At 70.8% G+C, this 21,338-nt stretch carries 18 protein-coding genes and 1 pseudogene; 7 read left to right on the top strand and 12 right to left on the bottom strand.

The window, feature by feature from the left end:
* From AAFN69_RS06260 to AAFN69_RS06300, 9 genes and pseudogenes are all read right to left on the bottom strand, one after another.
* Positions 1-166 (bottom strand): annotated as a pseudogene (locus tag AAFN69_RS06260) (sulfate adenylyltransferase small subunit); the annotation flags it as partial.
* Complete coding sequence (cysC, locus tag AAFN69_RS06265) at positions 163-723, bottom strand: adenylyl-sulfate kinase (protein WP_347727292.1); 561 nt, start codon at positions 721-723, stop codon at positions 163-165. The gene cysC and the pseudogene AAFN69_RS06260, both read right to left, overlap by 4 nt.
* 44 nt (positions 724-767) lie before the next feature.
* Positions 768-2,144, bottom strand: a complete 1,377-nt coding sequence (locus AAFN69_RS06270; RefSeq protein WP_347727293.1) for an MFS transporter — start codon at positions 2,142-2,144, stop codon at positions 768-770.
* Between the two features lie 60 nt (positions 2,145-2,204).
* Positions 2,205-3,062, bottom strand: coding sequence for a methyltransferase domain-containing protein (locus AAFN69_RS06275; protein ID WP_347727294.1), 858 nt, complete (start codon positions 3,060-3,062; stop codon positions 2,205-2,207).
* A gap of 130 nt (positions 3,063-3,192) precedes the next feature.
* On the bottom strand, positions 3,193-4,341 hold the full coding sequence (locus AAFN69_RS06280) for a hypothetical protein (RefSeq protein ID WP_347727295.1): 1,149 nt from the start codon (positions 4,339-4,341) through the stop codon (positions 3,193-3,195).
* Positions 4,342-4,439: 98 nt separating this feature from the next.
* Complete coding sequence (locus tag AAFN69_RS06285; protein ID WP_347727296.1) at positions 4,440-5,171, bottom strand: SDR family oxidoreductase; 732 nt, start codon at positions 5,169-5,171, stop codon at positions 4,440-4,442.
* Positions 5,168-5,920 (bottom strand): hypothetical protein, encoded by a 753-nt coding sequence (locus AAFN69_RS06290; protein WP_347727297.1) that lies wholly within the window; start codon positions 5,918-5,920, stop codon positions 5,168-5,170. Before AAFN69_RS06290 ends, AAFN69_RS06285 begins: the two co-directional genes overlap by 4 nt.
* A 64-nt stretch (positions 5,921-5,984) precedes the next feature.
* Positions 5,985-7,211: a transaldolase family protein gene (locus AAFN69_RS06295; protein ID WP_347727298.1), complete on the bottom strand. Its 1,227-nt coding sequence runs from the start codon at positions 7,209-7,211 to the stop codon at positions 5,985-5,987.
* Between the two features lie 47 nt (positions 7,212-7,258).
* Positions 7,259-7,939, bottom strand: coding sequence for an HAD-IA family hydrolase (locus AAFN69_RS06300; RefSeq protein WP_347727299.1), 681 nt, complete (start codon positions 7,937-7,939; stop codon positions 7,259-7,261).
* A 344-nt stretch (positions 7,940-8,283) separates the two neighbouring features.
* On the opposite strand from AAFN69_RS06300, the gene AAFN69_RS06305 reads away from it, so the two are divergent.
* From AAFN69_RS06305 to AAFN69_RS06315, 3 genes are read left to right on the top strand one after another with little or no spacing between them, the layout of a single operon-like run.
* Entirely contained in the window at positions 8,284-9,108 is an 825-nt protein-coding gene (locus AAFN69_RS06305; RefSeq protein ID WP_347727300.1) for an AfsR/SARP family transcriptional regulator, read from the top strand.
* 52 nt (positions 9,109-9,160) lie between these two features.
* Positions 9,161-10,585, top strand: a complete 1,425-nt coding sequence (locus AAFN69_RS06310) for an MFS transporter (RefSeq protein ID WP_347727301.1) — start codon at positions 9,161-9,163, stop codon at positions 10,583-10,585.
* A 7-nt stretch (positions 10,586-10,592) separates the two neighbouring features.
* Complete coding sequence (locus AAFN69_RS06315; RefSeq protein WP_347727302.1) at positions 10,593-11,687, top strand: transaldolase family protein; 1,095 nt, start codon at positions 10,593-10,595, stop codon at positions 11,685-11,687.
* 1,000 nt (positions 11,688-12,687) lie between these two features.
* Here AAFN69_RS06315 and AAFN69_RS06320 read toward each other — a convergent pair.
* Positions 12,688-13,452: a methyltransferase domain-containing protein gene (locus AAFN69_RS06320; RefSeq protein WP_347727303.1), complete on the bottom strand. Its 765-nt coding sequence runs from the start codon at positions 13,450-13,452 to the stop codon at positions 12,688-12,690.
* Positions 13,453-13,724: 272 nt separating this feature from the next.
* Between AAFN69_RS06320 and AAFN69_RS06325 the strand changes: the two genes are divergently transcribed.
* Positions 13,725-15,689: a helix-turn-helix domain-containing protein gene (locus tag AAFN69_RS06325; RefSeq protein WP_347727304.1), complete on the top strand. Its 1,965-nt coding sequence runs from the start codon at positions 13,725-13,727 to the stop codon at positions 15,687-15,689.
* On the opposite strand, the gene AAFN69_RS06330 is transcribed toward AAFN69_RS06325, so the two are convergent.
* Together AAFN69_RS06330 and AAFN69_RS06335 are read right to left on the bottom strand one after the other, a co-directional pair.
* On the bottom strand, positions 15,629-16,798 hold the full coding sequence (locus AAFN69_RS06330; protein WP_347727305.1) for a transposase: 1,170 nt from the start codon (positions 16,796-16,798) through the stop codon (positions 15,629-15,631). The genes AAFN69_RS06325 and AAFN69_RS06330 overlap by 61 nt on opposite strands.
* A 209-nt stretch (positions 16,799-17,007) precedes the next feature.
* Positions 17,008-17,622 carry a CGNR zinc finger domain-containing protein gene (locus AAFN69_RS06335; protein WP_347727306.1) on the bottom strand — a complete coding sequence of 205 codons (615 nt, stop codon included), beginning with the start codon at positions 17,620-17,622 and terminating at the stop codon, positions 17,008-17,010.
* 601 nt (positions 17,623-18,223) lie between these two features.
* On the opposite strand from AAFN69_RS06335, the gene AAFN69_RS06340 reads away from it, so the two are divergent.
* The 3 genes from AAFN69_RS06340 (at position 18,224) to AAFN69_RS06350 (ending at position 21,276) form a co-directional block, all read left to right on the top strand.
* Complete coding sequence (locus AAFN69_RS06340) at positions 18,224-19,066, top strand: methyltransferase domain-containing protein (RefSeq protein ID WP_347727307.1); 843 nt, start codon at positions 18,224-18,226, stop codon at positions 19,064-19,066.
* A 627-nt stretch (positions 19,067-19,693) separates the two neighbouring features.
* Entirely contained in the window at positions 19,694-20,158 is a 465-nt protein-coding gene (locus AAFN69_RS06345) for an NUDIX domain-containing protein (RefSeq protein ID WP_347727308.1), read from the top strand.
* 143 nt (positions 20,159-20,301) lie between these two features.
* On the top strand, positions 20,302-21,276 hold the full coding sequence (locus tag AAFN69_RS06350; protein ID WP_347727309.1) for a Gfo/Idh/MocA family oxidoreductase: 975 nt from the start codon (positions 20,302-20,304) through the stop codon (positions 21,274-21,276).
* The last annotated feature ends 62 nt before the right edge of the window (positions 21,277-21,338 follow it).

Here is a 21,338-nt window from a genome sequence, read left to right on the forward strand (position 1 = left end):
GCGCCAGATGGAGCATGACGATGGAGTCCTTGCCGCCGGAGAAGAGAATCACCGGCCGCTCGAACTCACCCGCCACCTCACGGAAGATGTGCACCGCCTCGGATTCGAGCGCGTCGAGGTGGCCGAGGGCGAAGGACCCGCTCTCGGTGGTGACAGTGATCGTCATGCCAGACCCCTCACCGTGAGCAGCGCGTGCAGTGCCGCCGCGGACTCCTCGACGGACTGCGTGTGCGACGCGATGCGCAGATCCGGGTGGGTGGGGGCCTCATAAGGGTCGTCGACCCCGGTGAGCCCCGATATCTCCCCGGCGGCCTGCTTGGCGTACAGGCCCTTCACATCGCGTGCGGAACACACTTCGACCGGCGTCGCCACATGTACCTCCAGGTAGGGAGTGTCACTGCTCCGGTGCCGCCGGCGGACCGCTTCACGGCTGTCGGCGTACGGGGCGATCACCGGGACCAGGGTGGTGATGCCGTTGCGTGCCAGCACTTCCGCCACCAGGCCGATCCGCTGCACGTTGGCATGCCGGTCCGCGCGGCCGAAGCCGAGCCCGGCGGAGAGGACGTGGCGGACCTCGTCCCCGTCCAGCACCTCCACACGGCGCCCCTCGCCGCGCAGCCGCCCGGCGAGTTCGCGCGCGAGGGTGGTCTTGCCCGCGCTGGGCAGCCCGGTCAGCCATACCGTGGCGCCCGGCCGGCAGGTGCAGATCGCTTGCTGTTCCATCGGTTCCCTTCCGATTACGGTCGCTTCGCCCGCGGTGCGGTGCCTCAACCGCGCTGCGCGGCGGCCTCCTTGTGGGACTCCGGTGCTGCCGGCTTCCCGCCGATGACGCTCTCCGCCGATCCCTCGCGGGGCAGTTGAAGGGTGAGGAAGACGAGAATCACCGCGACCGCTGCGACCACGACGTAGTACCACATGAAATCTCCGGTGACGTTCTTGAGGAATCCAGCGGTGTAGTTGCCGACGATTCCGCCGACTCCCTGCGTCACATTGGTGACGCCGAAGACGACCGTGGCCGCCGCACCCGATGCCATCTTCGACACATAGGCGGGAACCAGTCCGTAGATGGGGTAGAACGCGAGCGCGAAGAGAACGCCGGAGATCATCGGAAGGAATCCCACCGGAGCGAGAACCAGCAGCATGGAGGAGATGAAGAACATGATGTAGCACATCACCAGTGAGGCGCGTACACCGATCCGGTCGGAGAGCCAGCCGACGGCGAATCCGGCGAACATTCCGATGACGCCGATGGCACCCCAGACCCGGGCGGCGAAATCGATGTCGAACCCCAGGCCCTCACGCAGATACGGCGAGAGGTAGTTCTGAAACGGCATGCAGGCGAAGCCGTTGAGGAACTTCATCGTCCAGACGATCACCACCCAGCGCACCAGCACCATGCGCCAGCCGGCGCGGGCGCTGTCGTCCCCGACCGGATCGGCCGCGGGCGGGGTGTGCCCGTCCCCGGCCGTGCCGGCGGGCCCGGGCGCGCCGGTGCCGTCGCGCGTGCCGCGGGCCGCCTCGGCGGCCACGGCCTCCTCGCCCCGGAACAGCCCCAGCCGGTGGAAGGTGAAGGCGGCGACCGCGGTCACCATCAGAGTGCCGAGGCCCACCGAGAGCCACAGCCCGCGCCAGTTGTCGTCCCGGACGAAGCCCGGCACGAGGAGGCTGTTGACGAAGACTCCGTAGCTGGTTCCGCTGGACACGAGCCCCAGCACCTTGCCGCGGTGCCGGTAGTCGATCACCCGGCCCACGATCTCGACCAGCGGCACATACACGGAGGCTGCCGTACCGCCCATGATCGTCAGCAGTACGGCGATCAGGACGATGCTGTCCGTCGCCGGCAGCAGCACCAGGCACAGACCGCACAGCGCGACCGAGCCGATCATGACCTGGCCGCCGCCGACGCGGGTCGACAGCCAGGTGCCCAGGAGGGCGAACACCAGGAAACCGAGCTGCCCTGCCGCGGTGATGGTCCCGACCATCGTGTAGTCGAATCCGAGATCCCTGCGCATATCGGTGACGAGCTGCGCGAAGAGGTAGAAGCCGAATCCGTAGGTCGCCGCCACGAAGCTGGTCAGCAGTACGGTGGTGGCGAATCCGGCGATCGTACGGCTTCGCTTGCTGTTGGTCTGCTCGGTACTCACTGCCGTTGTGGCCTTCCTGGCTGTTTCATTTCGGCCGGATCGAATCGGGCGCTCCGCGGTTCACGGCTTCCTGGCGACATGGATGACGAAATCCACCCCGGTGATGTCGAATTTCTCCTGGAAGTCGCCGAAGGTCTGAATGGTGTCGAATCCGGAGTCCATGAGCAGGGACACGAGCTCCGCCGAGAGAATGGGGTAGACCTCCAGGTGGTGTGTGCCACCGTCCTCGAACGCGTACTGGAATCGGCAGAGTTCCTCGTCGACGTGGGCCACGGTCACGGTCGCCCCGGTGCCGCAGTAGTAGTAGTTCCCGGTGCTCCGGTACCGGTGCCGGCGGATCGCGTCGAAGTTCCGGTGGTCGACGATGAGGATGCCGCCCGGGTTCAGCGCCTCGTAGAACTCCGCGAGCACCGCCCGGCGGTCGGCCTCGTGGAAGAGGTGCGGGAACGAACTGCCCAGACAGACGATCGCGTCGTAACGGCCGTCGATGTGCCGGCGCAGGCCGCGCCAGTCGGCCTGGAGGACCTCGAAGGACTGCCCGTGCCGCTCGGCATTGCGCCGGGTGCGCTCGATCATCCGGGCGCTGCCGTCGGCCGCGGTGACATCGAAACCCTGCTGGGCGAGGGTGACCGCGTGGTAGCCGGTGCCGGTGGCCACGTCCAGCACCCGCCGGGCCTCGGCGCCGTTCAGGATCTCGACGAAGAAGTCCTGCTCGCTCGCCCTGCGCCGTTCCCAGTCGATCAGCTCGTCCCAGACGTCCACGAGCGTGGGGATGTACTGGCCCTCGAAGTCGTCGGGGGCGGTGCTCCGCGGACCGGCCGGTACGGGCGTGCCGGGCGTGCCGGCCGCACTCCGAGCGCCGTGCGCGCTCCCTGTGGCGGGGATCGTGCTGCTGACCCGGGTTGCGGGCGTGGTCATGGTGGTCCTCCGGCTCTCTTGGGCGGTTGGGGTCCGCGCGGCCCCGCGAGCGGGTCGGGGGCCGTGCGGACGGAGGGCGGGCGTGCACAGGGGGGCGGCCGGGGACGGAGGCTTCCGCCGCCGCGCGCGTTCAGCGGTGCTTCGCCGCGAACGCCGCGTACTTCCGGCCGAGCTCGTCGGCCCATGCGCCGGCGTCGTCGAGCCGCATGCGCCGGCACTCGTAGCCGAGCAGCCGTTTCATGACGGCCATCTCCGGTTCGGTGAAGTGCACCGTCCCGTCGTCGTCGATGTGGTCGATGCCGTCGGCGCGCTGGCACTCCTCGTTGAGCCGGATCGCCTCGTCGCGGTCCAGCCCCTCGGGGAGGTCGAGCGTCCCGCCGTCACGGCTGACCCGGACCGGATAGCCGCCCGGCAGGCCGTCCGGGGCGGGGGCGTGCGCGAGGACTCCGCTGTCGGTCGCCATGCCCCTGAGCACTCGTACGGCGGAGGAGGCGGTCAGCAACTGGCCGTCGATGCCGCCGAGCCGCTTCAGCCGGCCGCCGAGTTGGGCGAAGAGCGCGCCGTGGTCCAGCTCCGCGGTTCCGGGCCGGCCCCGTACCGTCGCCGCGAGGTGGTACGCGCCCCGTCCCGCGTCGCCGAAGCGCGGCACATAGTGACTGAAGTAGTGCTGTGCGGTGAGCCGGAGTTCTACCCGCGAGGGGTGCGTGTCCAGCAGGTGCGCGGCGCCCAGGGTGAGCGCGGGAACGATGTTGGCCACATTGCCCACGCCGATCGCGGGCGCCAGACCCACCTTGCCGAGGATCGGGCCGACCGCGTCGGGAAACGCCGCGTTGACCACCCTGGTGTCGACGCCCGAGTCCCGCACCGCCCGCATCAGCAGATGATTGAGCGTCAGATGCATCGGCAGCCACGGCCCGAACTGTGCCTCGTCGAGATCCTTGAAGACCGCCTCGGGCAGTGCGGTGATGACGCGCCAGGACTGGAGCGAACCGCCCATGAAGATGATGTCGGGGCGGACTTCCGCGAGGGTCTCGGCCGTCGCGCCGACATCGCGCAGATCGATGTGGACGGTGTCGACCGTGCCGTGCAGGCCGAGGTTGGCGGCGGTGAAGAGGGCCAGGTTGCCGCGCCTGCGGATGGCCTCGGTGTCCCGTCCTGCCAGGACGACCCGGTTGGTCGCCGGGTCGCCGAGGAGCATGCTGAGCACCCTGGCGCTCAGGTCGCCCATGCCCAGCAGCATGATGCGGGGCTTGTCGGAGCCGTCGGTCGGGGGAGTCAAGGGATGCCTCCATGGCGTGCGGAGAAGGAGAGCCGCGGCGGGGGAGCGGGGTGCGCGGCGGGGCGCGGGTGCCGGGGCCGGACCGGAGTGGTCCGCGGTCAGCGCGGGTAGCAGCCGTTGTCGGCACGGAGCAGGGCGCCGGTCAGGGTCCGGGCCCCGTCGCCGAGCAGATAGGCGCACACATCGGCCACGTACTCGGGCAGGATGTCGCCGTCCAGCTGTTCCTGGCGCTTGTACTCGGCGTAGCGGTAGTCGGGTATCCGGTCGGCGATGGCGGTGTTGACGATGAGACCGGGGGAGACGGCGTTGACCCGGATGTACGGGGCGAAGTTCATGGCGTTGGACTTGGTGAGGCCGATGACACCGGCCTTGACCGTGCCGTAGAGCGCGTCGGAGCTGCCGACCTCGCCCGCGACCGAGGCGAGGTTGACGATGGCACCGCGCCGCCCGGCCGGCAGCAGGTGGTCCGCGAACCGGCGGGAGAGCCACACCGGGCCCTTGATGTTCACGGCGATGACGCGCTCGATGGTGGCGTCGTCGTAGTCCCAGACGGGCTGTCCGAGGTAGAGACCGGCGTTGTTGACCAGACCGTCCACCTCGGGGTGCGCGGTGACGACCCGGTCCATGAAGGCGTCGCAGTCCTCGTGCGAGGCGACGTCGGCGATGTGTGTCTCCAGGGCGCGGCCGGCGTGCTCTTCGGCCAGCGACTTCAGTCCCGGCCCGTCGATGTCGCAGGTGATGACGGTCTTGCCCGCGTCCAGCAGGCGGCCCGCCAGGGCCCGGCCGACGCCGCTCGCCCCGCCGGTGACGATGACCGTGTTGACGCTCATGCGGTTGCCTCCTCGGCCGGCTGGAGCCGGTACTGGTCCAGGTGTTCGTAGAAGGGACGGCAGTGGCGTTCGAAGTCGCGCAGCTCGGGCCGGCTCTCGTAGGTGAACCGGTAGGAGCGCTGCGGCCTGGTGAAGCCGCTGCTGGCGGCGACGTCCGTGTGCCAGCCGCTCCAGGTGGCCCACTGGGGCTGTTCGCCGGCGTCCCACCGCAGGGCCTCGGGTACGAAGGGGATCCCGGCCGCGGCGCAGTAGGCGGCGACGGTGGCCTCGGGGCGGGCGGCGAGATCCGCGGCGTTGATGACCACCGGTGTGCTGCCGGTCAGTTCGCGCACGAGATCGAATGTCCTGGCCAGCTGCTCGTAGCCGAGCACCTCGCGGGTGAGTCCGGGGTGCACCGTGGCATGCGAGAGGACGGCTTCCCCGGGATCGCGGATGAGGAAGGTGTTCGTCTGCCCCAGCAGATAGCCGGGGTCGTCCAGCAGATGATCAAGGCAGTGGTAGGGGAAGTCCTTGTGGAAGACCGGGCCGTCGAGCCGCGCGTCCTCCATCATCGCCTTGACCTCCGGATAGGTGCGCGGGTGCGCGGGGTCCGGGTTCTTGTGCGGGATGGCGGCCCGCTCCTCGTGCATGAAGAACACATAGGCGAAGGCTTCGTGGAAGACCGTGAAGTCGCGCCGCTCGATGAACGAGCGCTCCAGCGCGGTCGACATCGACCGGGGATGGCTCCAGAGTGCGATGGACTTGTGCATGACACCACCTTGTCGAGGGGTGCGGGGCGGGGGCCGCCCGCGGAGAGGCCCTGAACCGGATGGCTCAGACCAGCAGCAGGGGCCGCGCCGGGGAGGTGACGGCCTGGAACTGATGGGCGACGAAGTCGATCAGCCGCCGGGTGTTCGACATGACCTCGGCGTATGTCGACACGAACGGCCCGTAGTGCGCGAACTCCTCGGGGCGCATGCCCTCCGGGTCGTACGCCCGGTGGAAGGACGGGAGCCACATCAGCTTCTCCAGGACATCGGCCGGCACCTCGTGGTCGATGGCTCCGGGGTCGAAGACCGGCAGTTCGCTCTCGCGGCGCATCACGTCCGCGATGAACTGCGGCTTGCAGGTGTAGGCGACCGCGCCTCCCGCGCTCTGCTCCAGATGCATGCTCAGCGTGCCGCCGTCCCGGCGGGGTTCGTCGACCTCCAGGCTGGACAGCAGTGGCTTGAGGGGATGACCGTTCTCCCGGATGAGCCGGTGGATGCGCTTGAGGACGGCGATCTCGGCCCAGCGCAGGTCGGTCGCGGTGAGCTCGATGTCGCGGATGGCCGCTTCCCACCGCAGATCCTTGCTGGCGCCGAAACGGCCGATCATGTGGGTGAAGACGGCACGCCAGCGTCCGGTGCCGATGCCCTGGGCGTGCGCCTCCGCGAGCCCCGCCTCCACGGCCCGGGCGCAGGCGGCGAACTGGGGGACGGTGTAGGAGAGGGTGGAGTTGACGGAGATGCCGCGAGCCACCAGTTGGCGTATCACCTGGTATCCCTGCCTGGTGCCCGGGACCTTCACCATCAGGTTCGGTGACACCCGTGCGATGCGCAGGGCCTGCTCCAGCATGAGATCGGCGTCGAGCACATGGCGGGGGTCGAGCTGGCCCGACACCCAGCCGAACCTGCCGCCGGTGGCGTGCCACATCGGCAGCATCTCGCGGGCCGCCCGGCGCAGGGCCTCCTCGTAGACGAGCGCGAAGGTGCTCTCCACGCCGGGGCTCAACTGGTACCGGATGAGCTCCTGGATGTCGTCGCGCCAGCTCTCGGGGGAGGCCAGGACGCTCTGCGCGACCAGGGAGGGGTTGGTCGTGATGCCGCGTACCAGGGACTGGCCGGGCGTCGAGGGACACAGGAACCGCTCCAGCTGCTCCTGCCACCGGTTCCTCGTCTCCTGGTCGGGTGCGCTGTCCAGCTGGCGCCGGCGCCAGCGCGGGAAGTCCAGGGGGGAGGAGTCCCACCAGATCTCCGCCGACTCGCCGGTCTGCTGCAGCTCGTGAAGAACGCTCGGCATGGGGATCGTGCCTTTCGACTCGGTCTCTCGGGAGGACGGGGCAGTGATCACCGGAGGGCGCGGGCGGACGGCATCGCGGCGGCCCGCTCCTCCAGCAGCGAGGGGAGTTCCCTCATCGAGCCGAAGGTCACCGCTCCCTCGGCGGCGAGCTCCGCCGCCGTTCCGTTCCGCGGCGGGGCGTACCCGAACACCGGCATGCCGGCCGCTACGCCCGCCCGGACGCCGACGACACTGTCCTCGACCACCGTGCAGTGCTCGGGGAGCACTCCGAGATCGGCCGCCGCATGCAGGAAGAGGCCGGGGTCCGGCTTCCACGCACCGACTTCGTAGGCGCTGTAGACGCGGCCCCGGAAGTGGGGCAGCAACCCCGTCAGTCCGAGAGTGCTGAGGATCTTCTCGCGCGGTGCGCTGGACGCCGTGCAGAAGGGCTGCGCGAGCCCCTCCAGGACCTGCCGCACCTGGGGGACCGGCCGCAGTTCGGCGGTGAACAGCTCCGCGCATCTGTCCCGGAACTCCGGGACGAAGCCGGCCGGCAGCGCCCGGCCCAGCAGCACCTCCAACTGCCCCACCCATTCGGCCACCTTCCGGCCGCGAATGAACGCGAGTGCCCGCTCCGCGGAGAGGACATACCCTTCGCCGGCGGCCATCTCCCGCATCACCCGCGCACTCAGTATTTCGCTGTCGACCAGGACTCCGTCGCAGTCGAATATGACCAGACCCTTCGTCATGAGGATTCCTTTCGTCTTCGTGCGTGCCGGTGCCGATGTTCTGCGCACGGGCCCCGGTGCAGGATTCCGGGACCTTCCGGCGGTGGGTTTCTCCAGTGAAGCAAGCCGTTCTTACGATTCGCTCACCACTCGATACCGAGGAATCCGAAACCATGGCCATATGGGGGCGATTCGGACGCGTGTGACAGAGTGCGGGATCCTTGCTGGATCGATGGCCACCGTAGGGATAGCTTCATCGCAGGGGAATGCGGAGATCGCCCGGCAAGCGTGCTCCGCCCCGCTGTCACACAGATCATCGTGGCCGTTGGATTCTTTGATCAGGCATCCTGGCGAGAGGGAGTTCAATGAAGTTCGCAGTTCTGGGCCCGCTGTCCATGACCGGCGGAAACGGTTCCCCGCTTCCGACCGCCCCCAAGACGCGTCAACTGCTGGCCCTGCTGCTGCTCCATGCGAACTCCCTGGTCACGCTGGACACCTGTGTGCACGAGCTCTGGGGTGAATCCTCGCCGCGCAGCGCCGTGCAGAGCGTGCACACCCGGGTCTTCCAGATCCGGCAGGCACTCGCGGGCGACCCGTCCGGGCGGACGACGGACGAGAGCAAGCGCATCCTGGAAACACACCACCAGGGCTACTCGCTCCAGGTCGAAAAAGGCTCGCTGGATCTGGATGTACTCGAAACATATAGGGCGGAGTTCCGCCGTGCTCAATCGGACAAGGACGACGCCGAAGTCTCCGCGGTGCTCCGGTCCGCACTCGGTCTGTGGCGCGGGAAAACGCTGCTGGACATTCAGCAGGGGCCGAGCATCCGGGCCTGTGCGGCCGGGCTGGACGATCTCCGTGCGACCCTGCTGGAGCAATGCATAGAAGCGGAATTGCGACTCGGTATGCACCACCGATTGCTCTCGGAATTGAGTGCGCTCGTCTCCCGGCATCCGGTGCGGGAGAATCTCCACGCCCAGTACATGATCGCCCTGTACCGGTCGGGCCGTACCGCCGAATCACTCCAGGTCTACCACCGGCTCCACAAGACCCTCGCGGAGGAACTCGGCATCGAGCCCTCCCACCGCATCCGGCAGTTGCAGACGGCCGTACTGACCGAGAGCACGGAACTCGATGTGGTCGCCCAGGAAAGGTCGGTCCTCTCGATGGACCTCATGACGAGCCGATAGCCGGGACCCGCCCCTCTGGCGGCCCGGGGTCCTTCGACGGAGGGGAACGTACATGTCAGCCGTGGATGTGCCCCCGGCGCCGGGCCGCGGGTCCGGCCTCTCCAAGGCCGAGGACAGGCGGGTCCGGCGGTTCGAGACCCGCATCGCGGTCTGCGCGGGCGGCGGCGAGGTCTGCGACGGCTGGGTGCTCGGCGTCGTGGGAGCGGCGCTGCCACTGGCGCGCGACGACCTCCACCTCACCCCGGTGTGGGCCGGACTGATCGGCTCGGCGTCGCTGATCGGCATCTTCTTCGGCGGGCTGGTCTTCGGATGGCTCACCGACAAGGTGGGCCGCCAGAAGATGTACCTCATCGACCTGCTGGTCTTCCTCCTCGGCTCCCTGCTGCAGCTCGTGGTCCAGGACCCCGCCCAACTGCTCGCCGTACGCCTGGTCATGGGCGCGGCGGTGGGCGCCGACTACGCCATCGCCGGGGCGCTGGTCGCCGAGTTCGCGTCGCCCGCGCGACGGGGACGGCTGCTCTCCTCCCTCATCGTCTTCTGGTACGTCGGCTACACCCTGGCCACCGGCCTCGGACTCCTCATGACCTCGCTCACCGACGACCCGTCCGCATGGCGGTGGATACTCGCCAGCAGCGCGGTCCCCTCCCTCGTGGTGTTGCTCGCCCGGCTGGGCACCCCCGAGTCACCGAGCTGGCTGGCGAGCAAGGGACGGATCGCGGAGGCGGAGGCGATCAGCCGGCGCAGGCTCGGCCGCGGTCTGGAACGGGCCGCCGCCGGCCACACACCGGTCCGCACCGGCCATGCCGCCCTGTTCTCCCCCGTCCACCTCCGCCGCACCCTGTTCACCAGCCTGTTCTGGTTCTGCCAGGTGACGCCGTTCTTCGCCATCTCCACCTTCGCGCCCCAAGTGCTGGAGCTGCTGGGCGAGTCCGGCGCCGGCCTCGGCGAGCTGCCGCTGAACATCTTCCTGCTGCTGGGCTGCGTGACCGGCATGGCCGTCATCAACAAGGTGGGGCGCCGTGCCCTGCTCATCCCGCCGTTCTGGGTCACGGCCGCCGCTCTGCTCGTTCTCGGGCTCTGGCCCCGGGCGCACCCGGGCGTCATCGCACTCTGCTTCGGCGTCTTCGCCCTCTTCCACGCGGGGTCGAGCGTCCTTCAGGCCGTCTATCCCAGCGAGGTGTTCCCCACCGAGATCCGGGCCACCGGCATCGGATTCGCCGCCGCGGTCAGCCGGATCGGAGCGGCCGCCGGCACCTTCCTCGTACCGCTGGTGCTCCAGACCCGGGGTGTCGGCGCGGTGATGCTCTTCGGCTGCGCCCTCTCCGTGCTGGGCGCGCTGGTGTCGGTCATGTGGGCACCGGAGACCGGGACCCCGGACCCGCCGAAGCCCGGCCGCCCGGCCGCCGGCACTCGCGCGCACGCCGGCGACGCCGGGGCCGCGATGCCCGCGCCGGCCGCGGGGCGAAGGGAAGAGTGAGCGACCGGTGGCCGAGGCAGGGACGGCTCGTGGCGGCTCCGCGCTGGTGGATCTGGCGCACGAGGGGGTCTCCGTCTGGCTGGACGGAGTCACCCGCCGGTCTCTCGTGGACGGAACCCTGAGCCGACTGGTCACCAGGGCCCCGGTGACCGGCGCCCTGCTGCCGCTGCGGGACCTCGGGCGCGAGGTGCGGGAGGGCACCGCCTACCGCGAACAGCTCGACGCGCTCGGCGAGCGGGGCGCCGGTGCCGAGGCGGCGCTGTGGGCACTGCACCGGCACGACGTCCGCTTCGCCTGCGACGTGCTCGCGGAGCGGTTCGCGTCGACACGGGGCGCGGACGGCTGGGTCTGCGCCGAACTCGACCCGAGGTCCGCCGACGACGTCCCCGGCTCGCTCGCCGGGGCACGGGCCCTGACCGACGCGGTGAACCGCCCCAACATGCTCATCACGGTGCCCGGCACAGCGGCCGGCCTGCACGTGGTGAGCGGCTGCCTGGCGCAGGGGATCGCGGTCAACATCAGCCACCTCTACTCGCCGCGTGGTTACGAGGACGCCGCCGACGCCTACTTCGAGGGGCTCGGCCGGGCCCTGGCCGCCGGATGCCCGCCGGCCCGCGGCTCGGTCGCGTCCTTCGACGCGGCCAGGACGGAGGCGGCGCTCCACGAGCGGGCGGACACCGTCGTACCGCGCGGCGCGTCCGCGCTGGCTCTCGCCCGCGCCGCGTACCACCTGTACGAGGAGCGCCTGGGCACGCGCGACTGGCGCAGGCTCCGCGGCGCGGGGGCCACTCCGCAGCGGCTGCTCTGGCCGGACGCCGGTGAGACGGACCGCACGGCGGCGGTTCGCCGGGTGGAGGACCTGGTGGCCTGGAACACCGTCCACACGATGTCGGAACGGACCCTCGACGCGGTGGACCGGCTGGGCAGGCCGCACGGCGACACGCTCTCGGGGGAGTCCGCGGCCGCGCGGGCACATCTGACGGAGCTGCGGAGCAGGGGCGCGGGCGTCGAGGAGGTCGCCGCGGAACTGAGCGCCCGGGAACTGCGCGAGCGGGCGCGGGACACGGCGGCGCTCGTCGGCTCGCTGCGGGAGCACCGCTGAGGGCGGCCTTGCGTTCCGGTGGCCGTCGCAACCCCCGGGTCGGGCGCGGGCCGCGGCGCGGGTGCTGCGCCTCCCCGGTCGTCACCCGGGCGAGCGGCCGGAGGCGTCACCCATGAACGAGAACCGGCCAAGTTCACCGGCGGTGCTGCCGCTGTCCGGCCGGAAGGACCGGTCCGCCGCCGTGTACAGGTGCCGGAAGACGGCTTCGGCGTCCCACCGGGTCCGCAACCGCTCCGTACGGACACTCGGAATGCGTCGCGGAACGGGTCGCGGCGCCCTGCCGGCGGTGTTCTCCCGGGGAGCGGCCGGAGCCCCGCGAGGCCCCGGAATCCCGCCGCCGGACGCCGCCGGGCGCGCCCGGGACCCGTGGTCTCCGGCCCGGCGAAAGATCCGCGAAATTCCTGAGGAGCAGCATTCCCCGTTCCGTCCCGATCGACTCCGGGTGGAACCGCACCCCGTGCGGTGGACGGTCTCGGTGCCGCATTCTCATGAGAATTCCGTCGGGCGTCCACGACGTCGCCTCGATTTCTCCGGGCAGCCGGATGACGGCGAGCGGATGACAGCGCGTGGCGTCGAAAGGAGAGGGCAGTCCGGCGAAAACCCCTGTTCCCGTACTCAATACGGGGGAGATGCGCCCGTGCCGGGGCTCCGGTGCCGGGGAAACGTCTCCACCACTGGCCAGAGCGATTCCCCGATGCGCGGGACAGGCTCCGAGCGGAGGAATCCGTGTCTCGCGGACAATTTCCTCGCAGATGCCGAAATCGGCCGGGCGTGCGGCGCTTCCCGGTCCCGGTGGAATGACCACCCGGTCGAATTCCCCGAGGTGTGCGACACGCCGCCGCGCGTCGTCGTCGCGGACGACCGCCGACTCCTCTCCGGGAATCCGCGCCGGACAGTCGGACAGGTCGTGGGTGAACGAGTCGTGGTTGTCGTCCGGCGGAGCGCGCATCGTGCCGAAGCCTCCCGGAAGGCGTGGCGGGCGGGCCGGCGCCGCGGCAGGTCAGGCCCGTACCGGCCGGCCGGGGCCGGTGTCACGGCCGGAGCTCCCGGAGGGCCGGCTCCGCGCCGGAACCACTTCGAGCAGGAAGTGCTCGATCGGATCGGATCCCTCTAGGACCGTACGGCGGCGCAGCACCCGCAGTTCACGGCCGCACTCCTCGGCGATACCGGTCAGCTCGGCCGCGTCGCCCCGTTCACAGAAGTGCAGCAGGGCGGAGCCGGTAGCGGTCAGACGGCGCACCGCCTCTTCGAGGTACCGGCGGTGGGTGCGGTATCCGGCGTCCACATAGGCGCGTTCGTGGACCGACCCGTAGGAGTAGTCCGGTGGAGCCAGCACGTAGTTGGAACTCCAGAAGATCCGGTCGAACCGGGCGGCGGGGTCGAGTGCGTCGAACAGATCGCTGTGCAGCACCTTCAGACGGTGGGCGACACCGTGCCGCTCGGCGTTCATCCCGGTGTTCTCGACGGCATGGGGATTGATGTCCGTCGCCACCGTCGTGCAATTCGACAGCGCGGCCTGGACGGAGATGACACCGGAGCCGCAGCCGATCTCCAGGAAGGAGGAGGGCGCGGCCCCGGGATTCGGCTCGGTGAGCCCGAGAAAGTCGAGGGCGATGCCGGTCGAGGGGGAGTGGACCGGTGCGAACACCTCGTCCAGCAGATCCCATTCACGACCGGAATGGGAGAAGACCGCAGGGCGGTCCGGGTCGGTCATCGACCGTTTCCCGCGTTCCAGCGACTTGAGATGACTTTGCACTTCGTGCATGGGACCTCCGGGGCCGGGCGAGTGAATCCTGGCCATCCACCCTTCTACGGCCCGGGCCGTCCGGGAAGGTGCCCCGGTGACCGGTCCGGTCGCGGAGACGGTGACGCGAACACCGCCCATTGCGTGTGACGCTCGCCACATACGGCGATATCGATGGACGCCGGGGAAGGCGCCCGCCGTGACAGCCGTGCTGGTCAGCGGGCGCGAGCGGGAAACGCGCACGCTTTATTGGATAGGGCAGCCAATAGATGAATTCAACCGAACATTCCGGTATGCGAGAGATGCTCAATGTTCTTGAACTGCTCGCCGCGGAGGCGCCGCCGGCCGAGATCGAGGATCTGCTCCGGCGGGCGCGGCAGGGTGTCACGGGAGCCGATGAGATGCGGCACCTGGAACGCGCGGGGCTCATGGCCGCCGACATCCAGGCCCTGTTCTCGCGCCGTCAGCGGCGCGAGGCCGAACTGTCCGCGCTCGTGGACACCGTGCGCGATCTGACCCTTCCGTACGATCTCGACGCCCTGCTGGCGACCATCACCCGGCGCACCCGGACGCTGCTCGGGCTCGACATGTCGTACATCAGCTTCCGCGACACCGAGGCGGGGGACAGCTTCGTCCGCACGGCGGACGGCCACGCGTCCGCGCTCACCGTGGGCTACCGGATCCCGTGCTCCGCGGGTCTGGGCGACAAGGCCATCAAGGAGTCCCTGCCGATCTGGAGCGCCGACTACCTCGCCGACGACCGGATCGCGCACACGGCGGTCCTGGACGAGGTGGTCAGGGCCGAGGGGCTGCGGGCCGTCATCGCGGCGCCGCTGAGGTTCGGCGACCACACCTTCGGAGTGCTGTACGCCGCGGACCGCGATGTCCGGCACTTCACCGCCGGCGAGGTCTCCCTGATGAGCTCGCTGGGAGACATGGCCGCGGTGGCCATCGAGAAGACGCGCGCGCTGGAGAAGAGCCACGCCGATCTGGTCAGCCTCCGGTCCGGCACGTCGCGGATCACCTCGCAGCTGGAGGTGCTCCGCGAGCTCGCGGAGCGGCATGCCTCGCTCGTCGACCGCGCTCTCGGCGGAGGCGGCCTGAGCGCCCTCGCCGGCGGGATCGCCGAGGTGTTCGACGGCGCGGTGCGGGTGCGCGACATGGAGTACCGGCCGCTCGCGGGCTCCGGGACGATTCCCGCGGTGGGCGAGGCCGAGGTGTGGGAGGCGTCCCGGGCGGCGTCCGCCCGGCGCGTGCCCGTCGTCCTCCCCACGGGCACCTGGGTCGTGCCGGTGACGGCGGGGGGCGAAGAGCTCGCCGTCCTGCTCGTGCATCCCCGCGAGCCGGTGGACGGGCGGAGCGGGACCTCCTTGCGGCTGGCGGCCCAGTCGGTCGCGGTGCTGCTCCAGCTGCACCGCGCCGAGGCGGCCGCCGCGAGCCCGTTCCGGGACGAGCTGTTCGAGGATCTGCTCGTCGCGCCGCACCGGTCCGCCCGGCAGTTCCTCCAGCGGGCCGGGAGACTGGGCATCGACCTCGAACGGCCGCATGTCGTCGTGGTCGTACGGGCGGAAGGCGGCGCCCGGGCCAGAGCCGCCGGCTGGGCGGCGGCCTACGCGCGGCGAATGGACGGGCTGCGGAGCGTCCAGAACGGCTCCATCGCGCTGCTGCTGCCCTCCGCCGACTCCAGTGTCGCGGCGGCCGAGGTCTCCGGCGAACTCTCGCCCCTGCTCGACCACCCGGTGACGGTGGGAGCGGCGGGCCCTGTCACCGGCCCCGCTCCGATCCAGCAGGCCCATCAGGAGGCGCTGCGCTGTGTGGACGCGCTGGTCTCCCTCGACAGCGCCGGCGGTTACGCGTCCACCGAGGACCTGGGTTTCCTCGGCGTGCTCCTCTCGGACGACCGGGACGCCGCGAGCTTCATCGACGCCACGATCGGACCGGTCCTCGACTATGACGCCCAGCGCTCCACCGAGCTCACCCGGACCCTCGACGAGTACTTCGCCGCCGGCGGCAGTCCCCGGCACGCGGCGGACGCGCTCCACGTCCATCCCAACACCGTCTCCCGCCGGCTGGAGCGGATCACCGAACTCCTGGGCGCCGAGTGGCTCAGGCCGGAGCGGGCGCTCGATGTGCAGGTGGCGCTCCGGCTGCACCGCACGCACGGCTTACTGCTGCGGAAGAGGGACGGCGCGGGCGTTCAGGCGGCCGGGGAGAAGCCGCCCGAAGCCCCGGCGGACCGCAACTCCGCCATCGCGTAGGCGCAGGACGCCAGAGTCATGTGCCGGTGCCACCCCTGGAAGGAGCGCCCCTCGTAGTCCCGCAGTCCCACGTCCCTGCCGCGAGTGCGCCACCCGGTGTCGACCCGGTGGGCCAGCCGGGTCACGCGCAACAGGGCCTGCGGAGAACGGGGTTCGGCATTGGTGAGCCAGAACTCGTCCGGCTCCCCGCGCGGTTCGTGCCAGACACCGAGAAGGGAGATCTCGGACGGCGTGCCCGGACGCGCTGTCCCGCGCGGGCCGGGAAGACGCACTCTCGCGGTCGCGGCCGAGTCCTCCCCCCGCGACGGGAGGCGCGCCCGGCGCGCCCGGTCGAGAACCGAGCGGGCCGGGGCGAGACGCTCGGCGCTCCCGGCCCCCCGCCGCCGGCCGGTCACGGCGAGCAGTGTGTGCCCGCTGACGCGCACGGCCACCGGGGACGGACGGCTCAGCAGCCGCGTCAGTTCGGCCCGACCGCCGCCCCGGGCGTCCGTCACGATCAGCCGCGGGTCGCCCCGCCATGAAGGGACCTCGTCCAGGAGGTCCGCCATACAGCCCTGGACGGCGGAGGCGCCGGGTTCGTCCGGGAGTTCCCGCGGTGCGGGGGAGGTGCCGGGCAGGCCGAGCCGCCAGCTGACCGGCGCGACCAGGCGCTCGGAGGCGTACCACATGCCCCAGGCCCGCTGCCCGGTGATCCGCCGGCCGGCCTCGGCGGAGAAATGCGAGGACACCCCCGCCATCCGCCTGCCCGTCTTGGGGATGGACACCGGCAGGGCCACCCAGGCGGCGGCGGTGTCGATTCCGCCGAGATACGCCGCCAGTGCTCCGCGCACCGGGCTCACCGCCCAGCGGGAGCTGTTGACGAAGTGGTGCAGCCGCTGTTCGTCGCCCGGTACGCCGACCGAGGCCGCGATGTTCGCGATGGACTTGCGCCCCTCGGCCCGCAGGAGCCCGTCCATGTACTGGCGCGCCCGAACGCGCTGGTCGTAGCCGCAGAGCCTGGCGAACAGCGCGGCGCAGAGGTCGGTGACGATGTCGCAGGAGACGGCGGCGTGATGCCGTGCCGGGCGGGTGCGGCGGACGGGTTCCCGGATCGACGGGGTGTCGGACATGGCGGTACCTCCTGGTGCACGGGGTGTTCTACGCACTCACACCAGGCTTCGCGGGGTGGGCCGTCCGCGGCGAGGTGTGAGGGCGACACCGCACCCGGGCCGGGTGGTGACGGGATCACCATCGGCGGCTCCGATCGCTTCCGCGAACGCGGGGACGGCGCCGCACGGGTGGTGTCCGGGTCACCATCTCCGCGCTGCCCGCCGCCGGTTCACCGCGTACCGGTGACGCTCCCGGGGCCCGGCTGCGCCTCCTCCTGGTGGCGTGCCCGGTAGTTGGCCACGTTCTGCCGGTTCCCGCACAGGCCGGGCATGCAGTAACGGCGGCGGCCCGCCTTGCTGGTGTCGACGAACATGCCCGCGCACACCGGCGAGGCGCAGTGCCGGAAGCGCTGGTGGCCGAGGGTGTGCAGCACGCCGAGCAGTCCGATGCCCACGAGGGCGCCGAGCTCCTCGGCGAGGGAGATCCGCGCGCCGGTGGCCGCATGCCACGCCCACTTCCCCTCGGTGTCCCGGAGCAGCGCCGGACCGGTGAGCGCCCGCGCGGTCAGCTCGTTCGCGCCCTCGGCCACCTCGTCCTCGTCGCCGCTCTCCAGCAGCACGCGCGTCCGCGTGCGCAGGGCGAGGACTTCGGCGAGGTCGCGGTCCGCGGGCAGGGCGCCCCGGGGCAGGGCGTCGAGCCGTACTTCGTGCTCCTCGAGGAAGCACGTCAACGCCTCCGGATCGGTGAGGACTTCACCCGTGCCGATCCGGACGAGGGCCGAGGTGTTGACGAGGCCGGTGGCGACGCCCGCCCCGAAGCTGTAATTGGAGAAAACTGTCTTCATGCCTTACCCCATGTTAATGTAATCCGTGAAACTCGATTATATCCATTACGGACCTTGTGGCGCGGAATCGGATCGATCGACGGGTACCGGTTCCGCTCGGTCGCTCAGGAAGGAAACGCCCCGATGCGCACTCTTCTCCGTTTCGTACGGCGGGTCGTCGGAGACATCGCGTACGGAGTCAACGCCGGGCACGCGATCAGGCACGGTCTCACGGCACCCCCGCGGCGGTGCCCGACCCGCTGAGACCGCTCCTCCGGTCCGGGCCGCCGCGTTCGCGCCTCGGGGGCCTCCTGCTGGGGACCACGCGGTGTACGCGGCGGATCGGCCGGGGTTACGGGTGCCCAGTGCCGAGCCGCCACCTGCGGCGGGCACCCTGGACGAAGCGTGCGTCCAGCCGGGACAATGGCCGCCCGTGGCCACCACCACCGCCGGACAGCGGCCGGCGAGCGCCCGCGCCGCACATCTCCCTTACATCCTCGGCTCCTCGGGCCCGCACCCCGTGGCGAGCACCTCCATCATCCGGATGCACCGCGCGGGCTCTCCGGGGCGCGGAGCTCAGGGCTCCGGCGGCCGGCACACCCCTCACGCTCGGGAGACCTCGATGACCGACGACCCATCCGCGCACCACACCCTCCCGTCGTCACCGGACACCGGCCGGCGCCGTGACGAGCCGGCCGAGACCGCCGACGGCGCGGCCGTCGACGGGAACATCCATGTCGGCTACTGGGACGGCGCCGCGGACGACCGCTCGCTCGACCAGGCCACCGACCGGCTCACCGACCTGGTGGCGGAACGCCTGGGCGCCGCCCCCGGCCGGCGGCTGCTGGACGTCGGCTGCGGAACCGGCCGGCCCGCCCTGCGCATCGCCCGGGCCACCGGCGCCCGGGTGTCGGGAATCTCGGTCAGCGACGAGGACATCGCTCTCGCCCGGACCCGGGCGGACGCCGCCGGGCTCGCCGGCCACGTGGACTTCCGGTACGCGGACGCCCGCGCACTGCCCTTCGGCACCGCGTCCTTCGACGGTGCCTGGGCGATCGAGTCCATGATGCACATCGCCGACCGGACCGCCGCGCTCACCGAGATCGCCCGGACCCTGCGCCCCGGCAGCCCGCTGGTCGTCACCGATGTGCTGCTCCGCTCGCCGGTGACCGGGGAGGCCGCGGAGCTCGTCCGCCGGACCTGCCGGGCCTTCGGGTCCCCCGCGCTGCCCGAACCGGCGGAGCTCCGCACCGCCCTCGGCCGCGCCGGTCTGGAGGTGGTGGAGTTCGGCGACATCGGAGAGCATGTCCGGCCCACCTACCAGGCGTTCGCCGATGCCTTCGACGGCGTGGCCCCCTCCGCCGATGACCCCCATCACGAATTCTTCGGCTTCACCCGCTCACTTCCCCGGTTCGGCGCACTCCCGCAGATCGGTTACGTCTTTCTGGTCGCCCGCCGCCCCTGACAGGCCGGTGAGCGGCCGGTGGCGAGGGCCGGCGGCGGGCGGTGAGCGGCCGAGACGGCGGCCGGCGGGCGGCGTCACCGAGCCACGGCCAGTGGTGAATCCGGCCAACGTATGCGGCCGTGACGAGCCGGCCCTGGCAGGAAATCGCGGTTCGGGCATGCGCGGCGCCGGAACCCGCCTCACCGGCGGAGCGGGGGCGAGGGAGGTGACACCGGTCCGGCGATGGGAAATCGCCCGCCGGGGTCGTGCCGGGGCATCCGCTCCATGTCCGATTCAATGCCGTGTCAAGGGGAACCCGGGTGTCCGAAGTCGTATGCGAACCCATGTTCCCCCTGGGGTGTCAGGTCATATGGGGTGGAAATTTCGGTACGGTGAAAATCGCGATCCGGTGATAATGCGAGCCGTTTGAATTCGCTGCCCGGGTCGCTCGGCTCGACTCTTTTCATATTTTCTCCGGCGTATGGCACATGTGCATCTCATGTGCAGGTGAAATGAGGGAAGAATGGCCCGTGCACCCGTCGCCCGCACCCCGGCGAACCATCCCCGCCGGCTGAACCCGGAACGGCCGGTCCGCCCTGATCGGCCGTGCCTTGAACAGACGTCCCCCGAACGCCCGGCGTGGCCGGGATGACCGAACCCGGGCCGGTGGTCGGCGCGCTGATCCGGGACCCGTACGACCGGATCTTCGTCCAGCGCCGCTCGGCCGGCCGGCGTCTCTTCCCCGGGTGCTGGGATGTCGTCGGGGGAGCCGTGGAGGAAGGCGAGTCGCTGCTGGACGCCCTCCGCAGGGAGACCGCCGAGGAGACCGGGTGGCGGCTCCGCCGGGTTCTCGCCCGGGTGGCGCACCAGGAGTGGACGGCCGGCGGAGTACGGCACATCGAGTCGGACTATGTCGTGGAGGTGGACGGAGACCTCTCGTCCCCCCGGCTCGAACGGGACAAGCACACCGAGTTCGCCTGGATCGCGGCCGGGGAGACATCGCTGCTCGACGAGAACGCGGAGCGCGGCGGAAGCACCTTCATCAAGGACATCGTGACCGCGGCACACGCCTGGCTCGCCGATGCCTCCGGAAGGAGCGGCGAAGCTCGCTGAATTGCCGTCGGCCGGAATTCCGGCCGGGATCCCCGCGAGCCCCTCCGGCTGCCCGGATCATCCTCGAACACTCTTCTGTGAGGGGGGTATTCCGCATGCCCGGCGACCGGTTGAAGAAATTGCGTCCGCGCTCGCGAGTACTGATGGTCGGATTCGCCGGAAAGCAGGGAAGAGAGTATCTGCCGATCGTGCGGGAGAGCGCGGATATCGCCGGCGGGGTCGATCCCGCCCCGGCCGCCGCATCGCTCGCGGGCGAGTGGGGATTCCCGCATTACGGCCTCCTCGGTGAGGCGCTGGAGAAAGCCGACTTCGACGCCGCGGTGGTCACCGTGCCGCACAGTGAGCACTTCCCGGTCTGCGCGGAACTCCTGGCGCACGGCAGGCATGTCATCAAGGAGAAGCCGTTCGCCGTCACCGAGCGGGAGGCCCGGCAGCTGATACACCTCGCGCAACGGGCCGACCGCGGTGTCCTGACCCTGCTCCAGCGGAACTTCGACCCCGTGTTCCGGTTCGCCCGGGAGAACCTCGCGCGGATCGGGCGGCCCTACTGGTTCTCCTACGACTACCACTTCAACCTGGCGCACCCCACCACCGGGTGGCGCGCCTCCAGGGAGCAGGCGATGGGCGGTGTGCTCCTCGACATGGGCTACCACCTCATCGACGTACTCACCGGGATGTTCCCCGAACCGGAACCCCCCAGGGTGTACTCCGCCTTCGTCCACCACTACCCGGAGATGCGGGACCGCCGGCTGGAGGATCTCGCCGGCCTGATGTGCAGCTATCCCTCCACCGGACTGGTGGGCTCGGTGCGCGTCTCCCGTCACCACTACGAGAAGAGCGAACACCTCTGTGTGCTCGGCACGGAGGGCGCGCTGAACGTCGGCCCCGGGGCCGCCGTCCTGCACTCCACCGGCGGGCTGCCGCTGGCCCGCTGCACCCGGGAGGGCCCCGGGACCGACAGCGTGCGTTCCATGTTCGCCCACCATCTGGGGCACTTGGACGACCGCGACTACCGCCGGGAGCACCTGCGCCGTCAGCTCACCGTCGTCCGCACGATCGACGGGATCTACCGGGACCGGCTGCGCGAGCAGGCCGGACTCGCCGACCGGTGTGCCTGACCCCACCCCTCCGCGGCACACGGGGACACGGGGAGGGGACGGAGAGGGACACCCACCCGCGA

The sequence above is a fragment of the Streptomyces sp. CAU 1734 genome, from assembly GCF_039888735.1.
Taxonomy (GTDB): Bacteria; Actinomycetota; Actinomycetes; order Streptomycetales; family Streptomycetaceae; genus Streptomyces.

What these genes read in the sequence shown, in the direction of transcription:
- cysC (WP_347727292.1), bottom strand. Translation starts at nt 723, where the DNA reads ATGGAACAGCAAGCGATCTGCACCTGCCGGCCGGGCGCCACGGTATGG.
- AAFN69_RS06275 (WP_347727294.1), bottom strand. Translation starts at nt 3,062, where the DNA reads ATGACCACGCCCGCAACCCGGGTCAGCAGCACGATCCCCGCCACAGGG.
- AAFN69_RS06285 (WP_347727296.1), bottom strand. Translation starts at nt 5,171, where the DNA reads ATGAGCGTCAACACGGTCATCGTCACCGGCGGGGCGAGCGGCGTCGGC.
- AAFN69_RS06290 (WP_347727297.1), bottom strand. Translation starts at nt 5,920, where the DNA reads ATGCACAAGTCCATCGCACTCTGGAGCCATCCCCGGTCGATGTCGACC.
- AAFN69_RS06295 (WP_347727298.1), bottom strand. Translation starts at nt 7,211, where the DNA reads ATGCCGAGCGTTCTTCACGAGCTGCAGCAGACCGGCGAGTCGGCGGAG.
- AAFN69_RS06300 (WP_347727299.1), bottom strand. Translation starts at nt 7,939, where the DNA reads ATGACGAAGGGTCTGGTCATATTCGACTGCGACGGAGTCCTGGTCGAC.
- AAFN69_RS06305 (WP_347727300.1), top strand. Translation starts at nt 8,284, where the DNA reads ATGAAGTTCGCAGTTCTGGGCCCGCTGTCCATGACCGGCGGAAACGGT.
- AAFN69_RS06310 (WP_347727301.1), top strand. Translation starts at nt 9,161, where the DNA reads ATGTCAGCCGTGGATGTGCCCCCGGCGCCGGGCCGCGGGTCCGGCCTC.
- AAFN69_RS06320 (WP_347727303.1), bottom strand. Translation starts at nt 13,452, where the DNA reads ATGCACGAAGTGCAAAGTCATCTCAAGTCGCTGGAACGCGGGAAACGG.
- AAFN69_RS06325 (WP_347727304.1), top strand. Translation starts at nt 13,725, where the DNA reads ATGCGAGAGATGCTCAATGTTCTTGAACTGCTCGCCGCGGAGGCGCCG.
- AAFN69_RS06330 (WP_347727305.1), bottom strand. Translation starts at nt 16,798, where the DNA reads ATGTCCGACACCCCGTCGATCCGGGAACCCGTCCGCCGCACCCGCCCG.
- AAFN69_RS06335 (WP_347727306.1), bottom strand. Translation starts at nt 17,622, where the DNA reads ATGAAGACAGTTTTCTCCAATTACAGCTTCGGGGCGGGCGTCGCCACC.
- AAFN69_RS06340 (WP_347727307.1), top strand. Translation starts at nt 18,224, where the DNA reads ATGACCGACGACCCATCCGCGCACCACACCCTCCCGTCGTCACCGGAC.
- AAFN69_RS06345 (WP_347727308.1), top strand. Translation starts at nt 19,694, where the DNA reads ATGACCGAACCCGGGCCGGTGGTCGGCGCGCTGATCCGGGACCCGTAC.
- AAFN69_RS06350 (WP_347727309.1), top strand. Translation starts at nt 20,302, where the DNA reads ATGGTCGGATTCGCCGGAAAGCAGGGAAGAGAGTATCTGCCGATCGTG.